Source organism: Streptomyces sp. NPDC041124 (genome assembly GCF_055592385.1).
The window spans coordinates 154,644-169,683 of sequence record NZ_JBVIYR010000005.1; the positions used below are offsets into that span (position 1 = coordinate 154,644).

Here is a 15,040-nt window from a genome sequence, read left to right on the forward strand (position 1 = left end):
ATGACATCCAGGTTGTCAAACGGCCCGCAAGATGACACCTTGGTTGTCATGACTGTTGCTTCGGATCTGCGTTTCCTCCCCACCGCCGACGGCGATCTGGCCTACCTCGACACCGGTTCCGGTGATCCGGTCGTCCTGATCCACTCCGGGTTCGTGGACCACCGGGTCTGGCGGGACCAGATCCCCGCCCTGGCCGCACACCACCGGGTGATCGCACCGGACGTGCGCGGCCACGGATTCTCGGCCAACGCGAGCGCGCCCTTCCGCTGGGCCGACGACCTGGCCGCGCTGCTGCGCCACATCGACGCGGGGCCCGCCGTCCTCGTGGGCCTCTCCATGGGCGGGGTGATCGCCACCGACACGGTGCTGGAACACCCCGGGCTCGTCCGCGCCGTGGTCACCTCCGGTGCCGTCACCGGGGACTTCCAGTACACCGACGCCTGGCACCAGGAGCTCCAGGCCGAGAGCGCCCGGGCGCTGGCCGCCGGAGACCTGGAGGCCTGGACCCGCGCCTTCCTCCGCGTGGTGCCCGGCCCGCACCGCGACGCCGACGACATCGATCCGGACATCGCGCGGCGGCTGCGCGAGATGGCCCTCCACACGCTCGCCAAGCACACGCCGGACGAGAAGGACCGGCTGGTGCGGGTGACCGGCTCCTGGGACCGGCTGCCGGAGATCGACGTCCCGCTGCTCGTCCTCAGCGGCGGCCTCGAACCCGCCGAGCTGCACGCCGCGGCCGAGCGCCTCGCCGCCGCCGTCCCCGACGGCCGGTCGGTGATCCTCGAGGGAACCGGCCACTACCCGAACCTGGAGCGGCCGCAGCTCTTCAACGACACCGTCCTCGACTTCCTGCGCACCCTCTGAGGCGGCGCCGGCTCCGCACGCGGGCGGGAGCGGCCGGCGCGGCCACCAGGCCGACCGCGCACCGCGCACATCTCCCCGGGCGCGGGAACGCGCCCGTCCGGTCCGGGAAGACGACCCCCATCCGCCGGCACCACGGCACCCGCCGGCTCCCGGGCGGGTACGCCCTGCCGGACCGGTGGGGGCAGCACTCCCTCCCGGGGCTCACCCGCCTACGGCACCACCGTCACCGGCCAGCGCCCGGCCTTCACCAGGCGCACCGCGACCGACCCGACGAACCGGTGGCCCGCCTGCTGCGAGGCGCCCACGACCACCGCGTCCGCCCGCAGTTCGTCCGCCGCCCTGACCAGGCCGTTGTAGGGATCGCCGCGGAAGGTGTGGAACTCCCAGCGGATGTCGGAGAGCCCCCTGATCCGCTCCATCGACTCCCGGATGTGCGCCACCAGTTCCTCCGCGACGGCCTCCGTCGCGTCCGCCACCGGCGCGCCCAGGGCCACGCCCGGGGCCACCACCTGCTGCACGTACACGAGGGCGAGCAGCGCGCCCTGACGCCGGGCCAGACCGGAGGCGTACGCCGCCGCCCGCAGCGAGGAGTCGGAGCCGTCCACTCCGGCCACGATCACCTTCGGACCGTCCGTGCCCCGTTCGAACCGAGGGGACCGCTGTTCCGTCACACGAGCGAGGCTATCGGACCCGCACGGCACCGGCCGTCGCGCCCCCGTGCGCCCCGTCCGCCCGCACTGCGCCGATCAGGTGAAAACGTGCCGCCGCACCGGTGTCGTCGAGGTGCGTCGGCCTTCCGCGGGGCGACTGATGAGTCATGCAGAAGGATCAGTTGCTCACCCGGCGCCGGGCGTTGCTCACCGGCGCCACGCTGGGAGCGGCGGCCGTCGCCGCGGCGCTCGTGCCGGGTACCGGGATGCGGGCCGCGCCCCCGGCACCGCCCGCAGCCGGAGCCCAGGCCGCCCGCCGTCCGCTCAAGCCCTCCGAATACCGTCTGAGGCCCCTGACCGGCTACGGCCCGCCGAGCGCGACCGGCCGCACGCCGGTGCGCAGGGAACCGCTGCTGCGGATGTCCGGGCGCGGCCGCACCATGGTGCTGAGCTTCGACGACGGCCCCGACCCCCGCTACACCACGCCCATCCTGGACATCCTCGCCCGCTACGAGGTGCGGGCGATGTTCTTCGTGTGCGGGGAGATGGCGGCCGAGAACCGGGACCTCCTGGCCCGGATGGCCGACGAGGGGCACGTGGTCGGGAACCACACCTGGAGCCACCCCCTGCTCACGCGCCTCAGCCGCCGCCGGATCCGCTCGGAGATGGAACGCACCTGCGACATCATCGACAAGGCCCACGGCGAACGGCCCGCGTGGTTCCGCGCGCCCTACGGCGCCTGGAACCGCGCCGCGTTCCAGCTCGGCGCCGAACTGGGCATGGAGCCCCTGGCCTGGACGGTCGACACCCTGGACTGGACCACGCCGGGCACCGCCACCATCGTCGACCGGGTGGAGGACGGCGCCGCCCCCGGGGTCGTGGTGCTCTCGCACGACGCCGGGGGCGACCGCTCGCAGAGCGTGCGGGCCCTGCGCACCTACCTGCCCGAACTGCTGGACTCCGGCTACCACATCAGCGTGCCCCGCCGGCAGTACGCCTGAGCGCCCCCGCCCGCCCGGGCGGGGAACCGCTCAGCGGACCTCGGACAGGCGGGCGAAGGCGACGACGTTCCCGTCGTACCCGTTCTGCTGGGTGAACCCGCCGCCGCAGGTGATGACCCGCAGCTCCGCCGTCCCCTTGGAGGCGTAGACCCGGTCGCCGGGGAAGTCGTTCTTCGCGAAGACCTCGACGCCGTAGACCTCGAACACCGCGGTCTTCCCGTCCCTGCGCGCGATCTCGACGAGACTGCCCTTCTGCAACGCCCCGAGGCCGTAGAACACCGCCGGGCCCTGCGCATTGTCGACATGGCCGACGACGACCGCCGTGCCCTTCTCGCCCGGCGAGACCGCGCCGGTGAACCAGCCTGCCAGATTCGGGTCCTCCGGCGGCGGCGCGTCCACCCAGCCCTCCGCGTCCAGACCGACCGGCATGACCGGCGCGTCCACCTGGATCCCCGGGATGCGGACCCGGTCCGGCACCGCGTACGGCAGCGGCCCCACCGCGGGCAGCGTGATGTGGCCGGGCGTCCGGCTGTCGGCGGCGGCCGCGCCGGCCGGCTGCGGCGGTCCCGTGTCGAACTCTCCCGAACCGTTGCGGATCAGCGCGAGGCCGGTCAGCAGGACCAGCGCTATCACGCCCCACGGGGCGCGTCTCCTCCGCCGGACCTCCCATTCGGCTTCGTCCGGCTCGAAAGCAGACATTCGCCTTCCCCTCTCGACACGGCCGTCGCCGTACCTCTCGCGCATGACCAGAACGCTAGGCGGCGCGCGCGCGACCGGCGACGGGGCGGCGGCGAACGGGTGGCCCGGACCCGGCCCGGTGAGCCATCCGGGGTGCGGACCGACGAAGATCTTCTGACGGTCCGTGACCTGCGGCGATATCCCCTCACACGGTTGTCCGCCAGGGGCCGCCCTCACCGGTACGGACCATTCCCGAAATGCGGCTCGGCGCAGGGCAACTGAGGGTCTTTCCGGGAGGTGCTTTCTCGCCGATCGGACCGGGGACGGGCCCCGGGGCGCCTCCCGCGGAGGATCACATGCGCAACTCACGTGCCCTGGCGGTCGCCGGTGTCGCGGCCGCCGTCCTGGGGGCCGCCGCCCCGGCGGCCGTCGCGGACTCCGGCCGGGTTCCCAACCCGTCCAACATCGTCGCCCTGCCCAGCGTCATCGCCCGCGGCGGCCAGCTGACCATCACCGCCGACGGCTGCCCCAACGGCGGCACGGCGACCTCGAACGCCTTCCCCAGGACCAACCTGACGCCCGTCCACGGTGCCAACGACACCTCCAAGGGCACCGCCACCATCGACGACGACGCCCGCCCCGGCTCCTACGACATCACCGTCCACTGCTCCGGCAGGAGCCTGACCCGCCCGGCCGCCTTCACCGTCATCGGCGGCGTGCGCGGCGGCATCGGCGGCAGCAGCACCAGTGGGGCCACCCCCACCGACGTGGCGATCGGCGGCGCGCTGGTCGCCGCCGCGGTCGCCGGCAGCGGTGTCTTCTGGATGCGCCGCCGAGCCGAGAAGCGGATCTGAGCCGCTGTCCCCCTCGGTCCCGATGCGCACGTGTTCGACAGGGGCCGCGCCCCGGATCCCGCCGGATCCGGGGCGTCGCCGCGTCCTTCCGTGAGCGGGCTCAGCCCTCGAGGTGCGGGAAGAGCCGCAGGAACGGGTCCGCCGACGCGGCCAGACCCCTGCCGTACGGAGCGTCGAAGTCCCAGATGAGGAAGAGCAGGAAGGCGATCAGCGCGGAGAACAGCCCGGCGAGGACCATCTCCCGGGTGGTGCGCCGGATCTGCAGCGCGAAGATCATCCCGATGGTGATGACCGCACCCGCGACCAGACCGAACCACACCACGCCCGGCATGGTCTGACCGGTCGACTCCGCCCGCGCGCTGCGCGCCTCGTCGGCGGCGGCCACCTGGTCCACCAGCGGCTGGTAGGCCTGGGCCTCGAAGTCCGTCCGCGGCCGGTAGTCGGTGACGTCCCGGCGGACCCGGTCGAGCAGGTCGGTACCGCGCCCGGTGACCCGGCGGTCGTCGGCCATGGACCGCCACTCGGTGGTGACGACGTGTCCGACATAGGCGTTGACATCGTCCCGGATGCGGTCACGCACCTCGACGGGGTAGACCCGTACCCGCTCGCTGATCTCGTGCAGGGCCACCGCCTCCGCCCGTACGTGCTCCTGGGCGGCACTGCGGCCCTCCCAGACACCGGCGATGGCGAGACCCAGGACGATGGCGTACACCACACCGATCCACATCGTCATGTACTCGATGACGTCCGGTGTCTCGCTGGTGTCCTCGTCGTCGGCCGCCCTGCGGTGCCGCAGCAGCGTGATGACGACCACGACGGCACAGGCGGCGAGCATCGCGAGGGTGAGAACAAGCCATTCCGGCAAGAGGTGCCTCCAGAAGGGGTCGGACGGGTCTCAGCGAGGACGCAGCGCGGCGATGGCGACCACCGCGGGCGTCGTGATGAGCAGGACGAAGGTGAGCGGCGACGTGGCGGCGCCGGTGGGCTTTTGCGCCGGGGCCGCGCGGTACGCCGGAAAGTGCACGGGCGTGGCGGCCGGCCGGGGTTTCGGCGGATCGGACGATGGCGGCGGCGGGGCGGGCCGTGGCGGTGGCGGAGGCTCCGGCCTGGCCGGCGGGGGTGGCGGCGCGGGGGCCACGGGGGCCGGCGGCGGCACCGGACGGGCCTTGGGCGGGGGTGGTGGCGGTTTCGGGGTCGGATCAGGGCTCGGCGGGGGAGTCGGGGCCGGCGTGGGCGTGGGCGGGGGCGGCGGTGTCGGAGTGGGGGTGGGGGTGGGCGTCGGTACGCAGGGCGGGGGATCCGTCCAGGTGAAGTCGCCCGAGATCGCCACCGCCTCCGTGCCGCCCGGTCCCGTCGCGGCGTACGCGCAGGCGTCGGCCACCGCGGCGCCGGGCGCCCCGGCGAGCGCCCAGACCAGCGCCGCCGAGGCCAACGCGCTGCCCGCGGCGCGGGAAGGGGTCCGTACGAGAGGTTGCACGACGAGGATCATGGGTCGGGGACCGCCCGGTCACGCGCGGGAGCCCGGTGATTGCCCCGAAGGAGTTAAAGAAAGAAAACCGGGCCGCCGTTGAACACGACGCGTGCTCCCGTGCGTACCCATCGTCGAGCGGCGGCGCGGCAGGGCGCTGCAAGACCCTGGTGACGATGTGGAGTTGACGATGAAGACCTCCTGGCGGACCGCCTCACTGGTGGCGAGCGCCGCAGCGGTGCTGGCCCTGACCACCGCGTGCGGTCAGGACGCCCCGCCGCCCCCCGTCAGCCAGAACGTGGGCGCCACGGCCGCGGCCGGCGCCGACGGCAACACCGGCGGCGGTGACCAGGCCGGTGGCGGGCAGGCCGCCGCGAGCCCCGCCGACACCGCGGGCGAGCTGAACGTCTCCACCAACGCCGAACTCGGCAAGGTGGTGACCGACAACCTCGGCCTGACCCTGTACCGCTTCGACCAGGACACCGCGAAGCCGCCCAAGTCCAACTGCGAGGACGACTGCGCCAAGACCTGGCCGCCGGTACCCGCCGACGACGCCTCGGCCGGCGAGGGCATCGACGAGGCGCTGCTGGGGGAGGTCACCCGGGCCGACGGCACCAAGCAGCTCACCGTCGACGGCTGGCCCGCCTACCGGTACGTCAAGGACGTCAACGCAGGGGACGCCAAGGGCCAGGGCGTGGGCGGCAAGTGGTTCGCGTTCACCCCCGAGGGCAAGAAGGCGCAAGGGGCCGAGCAGGCGGGGCTGTCCACCCGCCAGGACCCGAAGCTGGGCGAGATCGTCGTCGACAGGAACGGCATGACGGTCTACCGCTTCATGAAGGACGAGGCCTGGCCGAAGCCCGTGTCGGCATGCACCGGCGCCTGCCTGGAGAAGTGGCCGGTGGTGGCGCCGGTCGACTTCGCGGACACCAAGGGCATCCAGAAGAAGGGCTACATGACCTTCACCCGCCCGGACGGCGCCGCCCAGCAGACCATCAACTGCTGGCCCATCTACACCTTCGCCGGCGACAAGGCCGCCGGCGACACCAACGGTCAGGGCGTGGGCGGCACGTGGTTCGCCGTGCGCCCCGACGGGAAGCCGGTCGGCGCTCCGGAGAAGTAACAACCTCCCCAGGGTGTCGTCCGCTCCGGATGCCGCCGGCCGAGTGTCCGCCCCTCCGCAGCCCGCGGAGGGGCGGACCGTTTGCCGTGACGCACCTGGGGCCGTGGAAATACCGGCACGCTTCGCCGGGAACTTCTCGCCGTGTCGGAACCCTCCGGAATGCCGCGGACACTTCTCGTCACGCGTTCGGGTATACGGATTCGGCACGTGCCATTGGCAGTGACCGGGAACGGATGGTCAATTTCCGCTTGGGCTCGCCCGATTGGCAGGCGATCAGTAGCCTCTGCTCGAACACCGGATCGCCTACGTTGTGGAGAGTTGCATGGAGCGTCCCGCCTGGGCTCCCCGGAGCATCGACATCTCGGTGCCCAGCGTCTCCCGGATGTACGACTACTACCTGGGCGGATCGCACAACTTCGAGGTCGACCGGCAAGCGGCCCGCAAGGCCATGGAGTTCATGCCGGGCCTGCCCAAGATCATGCAGGCGAACCGGGCGTTCATGCGCCGGGCGGTGCGCTTCGCCGCCGCCGGGGGCATCACCCAGTTCCTGGACATCGGCTCCGGCATTCCGACGTTCGGCAACGTCCACGAAGTGGCACAGGCGGCCGCTCCGGGCGCCCGCGTGATGTACGTCGACCACGACCCGGTGGCGGTGGCACACAGCCAGGCGGTTCTCGAAGGCAACGACGGCGCGGGCATCCTCGCCGCGGACCTCCGAAAGCCCCGGGAGATCCTGAACAGTCCGGAACTGCTCCGGCTGATCGACCTGAACCGGCCGGTGGCGCTGCTTCTCGTTGCGATACTGCATTTCGTGGAAGACGCGGACGACCCGTATGCGGCGGTGACCGAACTGCGCGGGGCACTCGCGCCCGGCAGCATGCTCGTGCTCACCCACGCCTCCTACGACGGGATTCCGCTGCCTCCGGAGCGCGCCGAGGGCGCGGTCGACGTGTACCAGAACATCCGCAATCCGCTGATCATGCGCACGCGCGACGAGATCGCGCGGTTCTTCGAGGGGTACGACATGGTGGAACCCGGACTGGTGCCGATGCCGCAGTGGCGGCCCGACACCGCACCGGAGGACGAGGATCCCTACGCCTTCTCCGGTTTCGCGGGCGTGGGGCGGACGGCGTGAGCGCGGAGCCGGACGGGCCGGAGGACAGACTTCGCCGGTTCGCGACGATCTGGAGCCGGGCCGTCTTCCCGGTCACCTCGACCTCGTCGACCCGCTCCGAGTTCGAGGCGCGGCTGCTGCCGCTGGCCCGGCTGCTGAGCGAGGCGCTGCGGGCCAGGTCGTTCGACGCGGACGCCGGCAGGCAGGCCGGCGCGGCCCTGGTCCTGGAGCACTGCACCGACCCCGAGGCGCTCAGCCGCACCCTGGACTGCGTGGACGCCTATCTCGTGCTGTACTGCGGCGAGGACGGCGACCGCGAGGGCCTCAGGGCGCGCAGCGCCCGGCTCCAGCACGCCATGGCCGCGGGGTTCGCGCAGGCACTGCGCGAGCGGACGCTGGCCGAGCAGGAGGCCATCGCCCGTGCCGCGCTGGAGGCCCAGGGCGTGGTGGCACAGGCGCTGCACGACACGGAGGCCCGCTTCCGCGCGGTCTTCGAGGGCGCAGCCATAGGCATCGGCATCGCCGACCTGGAGGGCAACGTCCTCCAGGTCAACAACGCGCTGCGGCGCATGTTCGGCCTGACCGAACAGGGCCTGCGCGGCCGCAACGTCAGGGACTGGGTCCACCCCGACGACCCTCCGCAGACCTGGCGGCTCTACGAGGAACTGGTGAGCGGCGAGCGCGAGCACTACCACCTCGAGAAGGCCTTCCACCGCCCCGACGGAACGGTTCTGTGGACCAACCTGACGGTGTCCCTGCTGCGCGACGCCGACGGCGACCCGCAGTACCAGCTCGCCCTCATGGAGGACACCACCGAGCGGCGGCTGCTCAACCTCCGGCTGCGCTACGAAGCCACCCATGACGCGCTCACCGGGCTGCCCAACCGGACGTTCTTCTTCGAGCGCCTGGAGAAGGCACTCGGCGCCGGTGAGGGCCAGCGGTTCGGGCTGTGCTACCTCGACCTGGACGGCTTCAAGACCGTCAACGACAGCCTCGGGCACGCCGCCGGCGACCGGCTGCTCGTCGAGGTCGCCGACCGGCTCCAGGCCTGCGCGACCGCACCCGGCGAGATGGTGGCGCGGCTCGGCGGTGACGAGTTCGTGGCGCTGACCACCGGCCCGGACACCCGGCGCACGGTCGACGAGCTCGCCGCCCGCATCATGAACGCGCTGCTCGCCCCGGTCAGCGTCGACGGCCGTGAGCTGACCGTGCGCGGCAGCATCGGCATCGTCGAGGGACCGGCCGGTGAGCGCAGCCCGGCGGAGATCCTGCGCAGCGCCGACATCACCATGTACCGGGCCAAGTCCGCGGGCGGCAACCGTTTCGAGCTCGCCGACCCCGAGGCCGACGCCCGCGCCATCACCCGGCACGGGCTCACCACGGCGCTGCCGGCGGCCCTGGACCGGGGGGAGTTCTTCATCGAGTACCAGCCCCTGGTGCACCTCGGTGACGGGAGCGTCCGGGGCGCCGAGGCGCTGGTGCGCTGGCTGCACCCGCAGCACGGGGTGCTCTCCCCGGACCGGTTCATCCCGCTCGCCGAGCACACCGGACTCATCGTGCCGCTGGGCCGTTGGGTGCTGGAGCAGTCCGTGCGCCAGGCCAGGCGGTGGCAGGACCGTCACGGCGGTGCGGAAGCCGTCGGCCCGCTGCGCATCAACGTCAACCTGTCACCCTGCCAGCTCACCCACCCGGGCCTGGTCCAGGACACCGTGGAGATCCTGGAGCGTACGGGGGTCGAGCCCGACGCGCTGTGCCTGGAGGTGACCGAGTCGGCCCTGATCGGAGCGGACGACGACCTGCTGAAGCCGCTGCGCCGCCTGGCGGAGATGGGCGTCGACATCGCCCTCGACGACTTCGGCACCGGCTACTCCAACCTGGCCAATCTGCGCCGGCTCCCGGTGAGCGTCCTGAAGCTGGACCGTTCCTTCACGCAGAGCATGCAGCAGTTCCCGGCCGACCCCGTCGACCTCAAGATCGTCGAGGGCATCGTCTCCCTGGCGCACAGCCTCGACCTCGCGGTCACGGTGGAGGGCGTGGAGACGGGTGCCCAGGCCGAACAGCTCCGCATCCTGGGCTGCGACACGGCCCAGGGCTGGTACTACGCCCGCCCGGGCCCGCCGGACCGGCTGCACGAACTGGCGCTCGTCGACGCGACGGGCTGAGCAGGTGCGGGCACGCTGTGGCTGGTCGCGCGGTTCCTCGCGCCCCTGAGGTGTGCGGCTTGCACGGACGGAGTGGGATCAGGTGGGGACGGGCCAGGAGAGAGACTCGGTGAGAGCGGCGATCGAGGGTGAGCTGCGGCTCATGGACCCGGCGGTGCGGGCCTCCCGTGCTGAGGTCGTGCGCCTGCTGGATCCGGAGTTCACCGAGGTGGGCGCCTCGGGCCGGCTCTACACGTACGCGGAGATGGTCGCCGAGCTGCACGGCCACCCGGGCAGCTCGCCGGACGGACCTGTCCACGAGCCGTCGGCGATCACCGGTGTCCTCCTGGCTCCCGGTCTGGTGCACCTCACGTACGAGACCCGCTTCGGCGGGCGCCGGGCCCTGCGCAGCTCCCTGTGGCGCAGGCAGAACGAGAACACAGGCTGGCGCATGTACTACCACCAGGGCACCCCGACCCCCTGAGGGGCGCGAGGAACCGCGCACCGGGGTCTCGGGGGCCCAGCCCCCAGGGGCCGGACGGGAAGCCGCGGCGGGGCGGGAGCCACGCCCACCCGCGTCAGCGCTCCAGCAGCATCCGCTGCAGCTCCCGCGCCGCCCGGGGCGGGGCCACGTCACTGCGGTGGGCCAGGGCGATGGCCCGGTGCAGTCCCGGCCGCGCCAGCGGGGTGACCCGCAGCCCGTGCCCCGACCGCGCGGCGACCATCCGCGGCACGACCGCCACCCCCAGCCCCGCCCGCGCGAATCCCAGCACCGCGTCCATCTCGCCGCCCTCCACCGCGAACTCCGGCTCGAACCCCTCCGCCCGGCACGCCGCCACCGTCAGCTCGCGCAGGTCGTACCCGTGCCGGAACATCACCAGCCGCTCGCTCTCCAGATCGGCGATCCGCACGGTGCCCCGCCCCCGCCCCGGCCGCGTGACGTCCGGCGACGACACCACCACCAGGTCCTCCCGCAGCAACTCCACCGTGGTCAGCGCGGGCGACGGCGTCGGCAACGGCAGCACCACCAGGGCCAGGTCCAACGCGCCCCGCGCCAGCTCCCGCACCAGGTCGTGCGACCCGCCCTCCTCGATCAGCAGCCGAACACCCGGATACCGGTCGTGGAAGGCGCGCAGCACATCGGGCAGCAGACCGGTGCACAGGCTCGGCGTGGCCCCCAGCCGCACCCGTCCGCCGCGCAGCTGCGCCACCTCCTGCACCTCGTGCCGCGCCGTGTCCGCGTCGGCCAGGATCCGCCGTGCCAGCGGCAGCAGCGCCTCGCCGGCGTCGGTGAGCGTGATGTTGCCCCGCGCCCGCCGGAACAGGTCCGCCCCCAGCTCCCGTTCCAGCGTCCTGATCTGCTGGGACAGGGACGGCTGCGCGACATGGACCAGCTCGGCGGCCCGGGTGAAGTGCCGGGTCTCGGCGACCGCCACGAAGTACTGGAGCTGCTGGAACTGCATCCAGCCACCATAGCCCCGGCCTATCGAAACAAGGCGGACCATGTCTTGGACCGATGGGCCCGTCCGGCCCTAGCGTCGACGCCATGGCTCTGGCAACGCGGACGGGCCGACGGCCGTCCATGGCACGCACCGTGTGGAACTCGACCGTCGGCAAGAAGACAGTGATGGCGGTCAGCGGCCTGATCATGCTGCTCTACCTGGTCGCCCACATGATCGGGAACCTGAAGATCTTTTTCGGGGCGGGAGAGTTCAACCACTACGCCCACTGGCTGCGCACGGTCGGTGAACCGTTCATGCACTACGAGTGGACGCTCTGGCTGATCCGCGTCGTCCTCGTCGTCGCCGTGATCGCGCACGGCGTCTCCGCGTACCAGCTCAGCCGCCGCGACATCCGGGCCCGCCCCCGCGCATACGTGCACAAGAAGCCGCGGGCCACCTACGCCACCCGCACCATGCGATGGGGCGGGATCATCCTCGCCCTGTTCATCGTCTGGCACATCCTCGACCTGACCACCGGAACCGTGCACTCCGGAGGCTTCGAGGCCGGCAAGCCCTACCAGAACGTCGTGGACACCTTCTCCACCTGGTACGGCAACACCGTCTACGTCGTGGCGATGCTCGCCGTCGGCCTGCACATCCGGCACGGCTTCTGGAGCGCGGCCCAGACCCTCGGCGTCGGCAGCCGCACCCGCGACCGCGCCCTCAAGACCACCGCCAATGCCCTCGCGCTGCTGCTCACGGCCGGCTTCCTCGCCGTCCCCGTGGGCGTGATGACCAAAGTGGTGAGCTGACCATGACGTCCTACACCGACTACTCGACCGGCGAACCCGTCGCCGACACCAAGGCCCCCTCGGGACCGGTCCACGAGCGCTGGGACAAGCGCCGCTTCGAGGCCAGGCTGGTCAACCCCGCCAACCGGCGCGGCAAGACCGTCATCGTCGTCGGCACCGGCCTCGCGGGCGGCTCCGCAGGCGCCACGCTCGCCGAACAGGGCTACCACGTCGTCCAGTTCTGCTACCAGGACTCACCGCGCCGCGCCCACTCCATCGCCGCTCAAGGCGGCATCAACGCCGCGAAGAACTACCGCAACGACGGCGACTCCGTCCACCGGCTGTTCTACGACACCGTCAAGGGCGGCGACTTCCGCTCCCGCGAGTCCAACGTCCACCGCCTCGCACAGATCTCCGTCGAGATCATCGACCAGTGCGTCGCCCAGGGCGTGCCCTTCGCCCGCGAGTACGGCGGCCTCCTCGACACCCGCTCCTTCGGCGGCGTCCAGGTCTCCCGCACCTTCTACGCCCGCGGCCAGACGGGACAGCAGCTCCTCCTCGGCGCCTACCAGGCGCTCAGCCGGCAGATCGCCGCCGGCAACGTCGAGATGCACCCGCGCACCGAGATGCTCGACCTGATCGTCGTCGACGGGCGGGCCCGCGGCATCGTCGCCCGCGACCTGATCACCGGGAAGATCGGCACGTACGTCGCGGACGCCGTCGTCCTCGCCAGCGGCGGCTACGGCAACGTCTTCTACCTGTCGACGAACGCCATGAACTCCAACGCCACCGCGATCTGGCGGGCGCACCGGCGCGGCGCCCACTTCGCCAACCCCTGCTTCACCCAGATCCACCCCACCTGCATCCCGCGCACCGGCGACCACCAGTCCAAGCTCACCCTGATGAGCGAGTCGCTGCGCAACGACGGCCGGATCTGGGTGCCGAAGACCAAGGGCGACACGCGCCCGCCGGCCGAGATCCCCGAGGACGAGCGCGACTACTACCTGGAGCGCGTCTACCCCTCCTTCGGCAACCTGGTGCCCCGCGACATCGCCTCCCGCGCCGCCAAGAACGTCTGCGACGAGGGCAGGGGAGTGGGCCCGGGCGGCCAGGGCGTCTACCTGGACTTCGCCGACGCCATCGAGCGCATGGGACGCGAGGCGGTCGAGGCGAAGTACGGCAACCTCTTCGACATGTACCAGCGGATCACCGACGAGGACCCCTACCGGGTCCCGATGCGGATCTACCCCGCCGTGCACTACACGATGGGCGGACTGTGGGTCGACTACGACCTGCAGACCACCGTCCCGGGCCTGTTCGCGATCGGTGAGGCCAACTTCTCCGACCACGGCGCCAACCGGCTCGGCGCCTCGGCGCTCATGCAGGGCCTGGCCGACGGCTACTTCGTCCTCCCGGCCACCATCAACGACTACCTGGCCCGCAACCCGCACCAGGACGCGGTGACCGACGAACACCCGGCGGTGCGGGAGGTGGTGGCCGAGACCCGGGACCGGCTCGGCCTGCTCCTGTCGGTCGACGGGGACCGCACCCCCGACTCCTTCCACCGCGAGGTCGGCGAACTCATGTGGGAGTTCTGCGGCATGGCCCGCACCGACGCCGGGCTGCGCAAGGCCCTGGAGCGGATCCCGCAGATCCGTGAGGAGTTCTGGCGCCGCATCAAGGTCCCCGGCACCGGCGAGGAGTTCAACCAGTCGCTGGAGAAGGCCAACCGCGTCGTCGACTACCTGGAGCTCGCCGAGCTGATGTGCCTCGACGCGCTGCACCGCTCCGAGTCCTGCGGCGGTCACTTCCGCGAGGAGTCCCAGACCCCGGACGGTGAGGCCGCCCGCAGGGACGAGGAGTTCTCCTACGCGGCCGCCTGGGAGTTCACCGGCACCGGCGAGGCTCCCGTCCTGCACAAGGAAGACCTGGTCTTCGAGTACGTCCACCCCACCCAGCGGAGCTACGCATGAAGCTCAACCTGCGCGTCTGGCGGCAGAAGAACGCCGGCGCCGACGGCGCCATGTCCACGTACGAGGTGGACGGCATCTCACCCGACATGTCCTTCCTGGAGATGCTCGACACCCTCAACGAGGAACTCATCCTCAAGGGCGAGGACCCGGTCGCCTTCGACCACGACTGCCGCGAGGGCATCTGCGGCGCCTGCTCGCTGGTCATCAACGGCGACGCCCACGGGCCCGAGCGGACCACCACCTGCCAGCTCCACATGCGCTCCTTCGAGGACGGCGACACCATCGACGTCGAGCCGTGGCGGGCCTCCGCCTTCCCGGTCGTGAAGGACCTGGTGGTCGACCGGTCGGCCTTCGACCGCATCATCGAGGCCGGCGGCTACATCACCGCGCCCACGGGATCCGCGCCGGAGGCCCATGCCACACCGGTGCCGAAGCCCGACGCCGACCTCGCCTTCGAGCACGCGGAGTGCATCGGATGCGGGGCGTGCGTCGCGGCCTGCCCCAACGGGGCGGCCATGCTGTTCACCTCCGCGAAGATCAACCATCTGAACGTGCTGCCGCAGGGGGCTCCCGAACGCGAGACGCGGGTCCTGGACATGGTGGCGCAGATGGACGAGGAGGGGTTCGGCGGGTGCACCCTCGCCGGGGAATGCGCCACGGCCTGCCCGAAGGGAATCCCGCTGACCTCCATCACGGGGATGAACAAGGAGTGGCTGCGGGCCACTCGCAGGGTGAGCAGGCGGTAGCGCCGCTCCAGGGCGCGCCCCGCGCCCGCGGGGGTGCACCGAACGTTCGCCGCGGGTGCGGACGGACGGGGCCGGCAGAGGTGCTCCTCCCGGCCCCGTCCCGCCCGGGCGCTCCGGGCATTCAGCATCTCCACATCCGCACTCCCGGCTCCGGTCACGCGCCGGCCAACCCGGCTCGGGAGAACGGGGGTGTCCCCA

Annotated in this window: 14 protein-coding genes; 10 read left to right on the plus strand and 4 right to left on the minus strand. The window is 72.1% G+C overall.

The features are described from left to right. Positions 1-48: 48 nt before the first annotated feature. Complete coding sequence (locus ACZ6A9_RS15530; protein WP_468984896.1) at positions 49-864, plus strand: alpha/beta fold hydrolase; 816 nt, start codon at positions 49-51, stop codon at positions 862-864. A 209-nt stretch (positions 865-1,073) separates the two neighbouring features. Here ACZ6A9_RS15530 and ACZ6A9_RS15535 read toward each other — a convergent pair whose 3' ends face one another. Next, complete coding sequence (locus ACZ6A9_RS15535; protein ID WP_468984899.1) at positions 1,074-1,535, minus strand: universal stress protein; 462 nt, start codon at positions 1,533-1,535, stop codon at positions 1,074-1,076. A 146-nt stretch (positions 1,536-1,681) separates the two neighbouring features. Between ACZ6A9_RS15535 and ACZ6A9_RS15540 the strand changes: the two genes are divergently transcribed. Then, a complete protein-coding gene (locus ACZ6A9_RS15540) occupies positions 1,682-2,515 on the plus strand; it encodes a polysaccharide deacetylase family protein (protein WP_468984901.1) in 834 nt (277 codons plus the stop codon). Positions 2,516-2,545: 30 nt separating this feature from the next. Here the strand turns inward: ACZ6A9_RS15540 and ACZ6A9_RS15545 are convergent, their stop codons facing one another. Continuing rightward, positions 2,546-3,214 (minus strand): class F sortase, encoded by a 669-nt coding sequence (locus ACZ6A9_RS15545; RefSeq protein ID WP_468984903.1) that lies wholly within the window; start codon positions 3,212-3,214, stop codon positions 2,546-2,548. A 335-nt stretch (positions 3,215-3,549) separates the two neighbouring features. Here ACZ6A9_RS15545 and ACZ6A9_RS15550 point away from each other — a divergent pair, with 335 nt between their 5' ends. Beyond that, positions 3,550-4,047 carry a hypothetical protein gene (locus tag ACZ6A9_RS15550; RefSeq protein WP_468984906.1) on the plus strand — a complete coding sequence of 166 codons (498 nt, stop codon included), beginning with the start codon at positions 3,550-3,552 and terminating at the stop codon, positions 4,045-4,047. A 100-nt stretch (positions 4,048-4,147) separates the two neighbouring features. Here the strand turns inward: ACZ6A9_RS15550 and ACZ6A9_RS15555 are convergent, their stop codons facing one another. Further along, positions 4,148-4,912, minus strand: coding sequence for a bestrophin-like domain (locus ACZ6A9_RS15555; protein ID WP_468984910.1), 765 nt, complete (start codon positions 4,910-4,912; stop codon positions 4,148-4,150). A gap of 793 nt (positions 4,913-5,705) precedes the next feature. Between ACZ6A9_RS15555 and ACZ6A9_RS15560 the strand changes: the two genes are divergently transcribed. The 4 genes from ACZ6A9_RS15560 (at position 5,706) to ACZ6A9_RS15575 (ending at position 10,374) form a co-directional block, all read left to right on the plus strand. Then, complete coding sequence (locus ACZ6A9_RS15560; protein WP_468985742.1) at positions 5,706-6,635, plus strand: SCO0930 family lipoprotein; 930 nt, start codon at positions 5,706-5,708, stop codon at positions 6,633-6,635. Positions 6,636-6,957: 322 nt separating this feature from the next. After that, positions 6,958-7,770, plus strand: coding sequence for an SAM-dependent methyltransferase (locus tag ACZ6A9_RS15565; protein ID WP_468984914.1), 813 nt, complete (start codon positions 6,958-6,960; stop codon positions 7,768-7,770). After that, positions 7,767-9,911 (plus strand): putative bifunctional diguanylate cyclase/phosphodiesterase, encoded by a 2,145-nt coding sequence (locus ACZ6A9_RS15570; RefSeq protein ID WP_468984916.1) that lies wholly within the window; start codon positions 7,767-7,769, stop codon positions 9,909-9,911. The genes ACZ6A9_RS15565 and ACZ6A9_RS15570 overlap by 4 nt, the downstream gene beginning before the upstream one ends. Positions 9,912-10,053: 142 nt before the next feature. Beyond that, the gene (locus ACZ6A9_RS15575) at positions 10,054-10,374 is read left to right on the plus strand and encodes a nuclear transport factor 2 family protein (protein WP_468985745.1); all 321 of its coding nucleotides are present in this window, start codon (positions 10,054-10,056) and stop codon (positions 10,372-10,374) included. A 94-nt stretch (positions 10,375-10,468) separates the two neighbouring features. On the opposite strand, the gene ACZ6A9_RS15580 is transcribed toward ACZ6A9_RS15575, so the two are convergent. Continuing rightward, a complete protein-coding gene (locus tag ACZ6A9_RS15580; protein ID WP_468984918.1) occupies positions 10,469-11,353 on the minus strand; it encodes a LysR family transcriptional regulator in 885 nt (294 codons plus the stop codon). A 119-nt stretch (positions 11,354-11,472) separates the two neighbouring features. On the opposite strand from ACZ6A9_RS15580, the gene ACZ6A9_RS15585 reads away from it, so the two are divergent. From ACZ6A9_RS15585 to ACZ6A9_RS15595, 3 genes are read left to right on the plus strand one after another with little or no spacing between them, the layout of a single operon-like run. Continuing rightward, on the plus strand, positions 11,473-12,144 hold the full coding sequence (locus tag ACZ6A9_RS15585; RefSeq protein ID WP_468985747.1) for a succinate dehydrogenase: 672 nt from the start codon (positions 11,473-11,475) through the stop codon (positions 12,142-12,144). A 2-nt stretch (positions 12,145-12,146) separates the two neighbouring features. Beyond that, on the plus strand, positions 12,147-14,096 hold the full coding sequence (locus ACZ6A9_RS15590; protein WP_468984920.1) for a fumarate reductase/succinate dehydrogenase flavoprotein subunit: 1,950 nt from the start codon (positions 12,147-12,149) through the stop codon (positions 14,094-14,096). Continuing rightward, positions 14,093-14,842 carry a succinate dehydrogenase/fumarate reductase iron-sulfur subunit gene (locus ACZ6A9_RS15595; RefSeq protein WP_468984922.1) on the plus strand — a complete coding sequence of 250 codons (750 nt, stop codon included), beginning with the start codon at positions 14,093-14,095 and terminating at the stop codon, positions 14,840-14,842. The genes ACZ6A9_RS15590 and ACZ6A9_RS15595 overlap by 4 nt, the downstream gene beginning before the upstream one ends. Positions 14,843-15,040 lie beyond the last annotated feature (198 nt).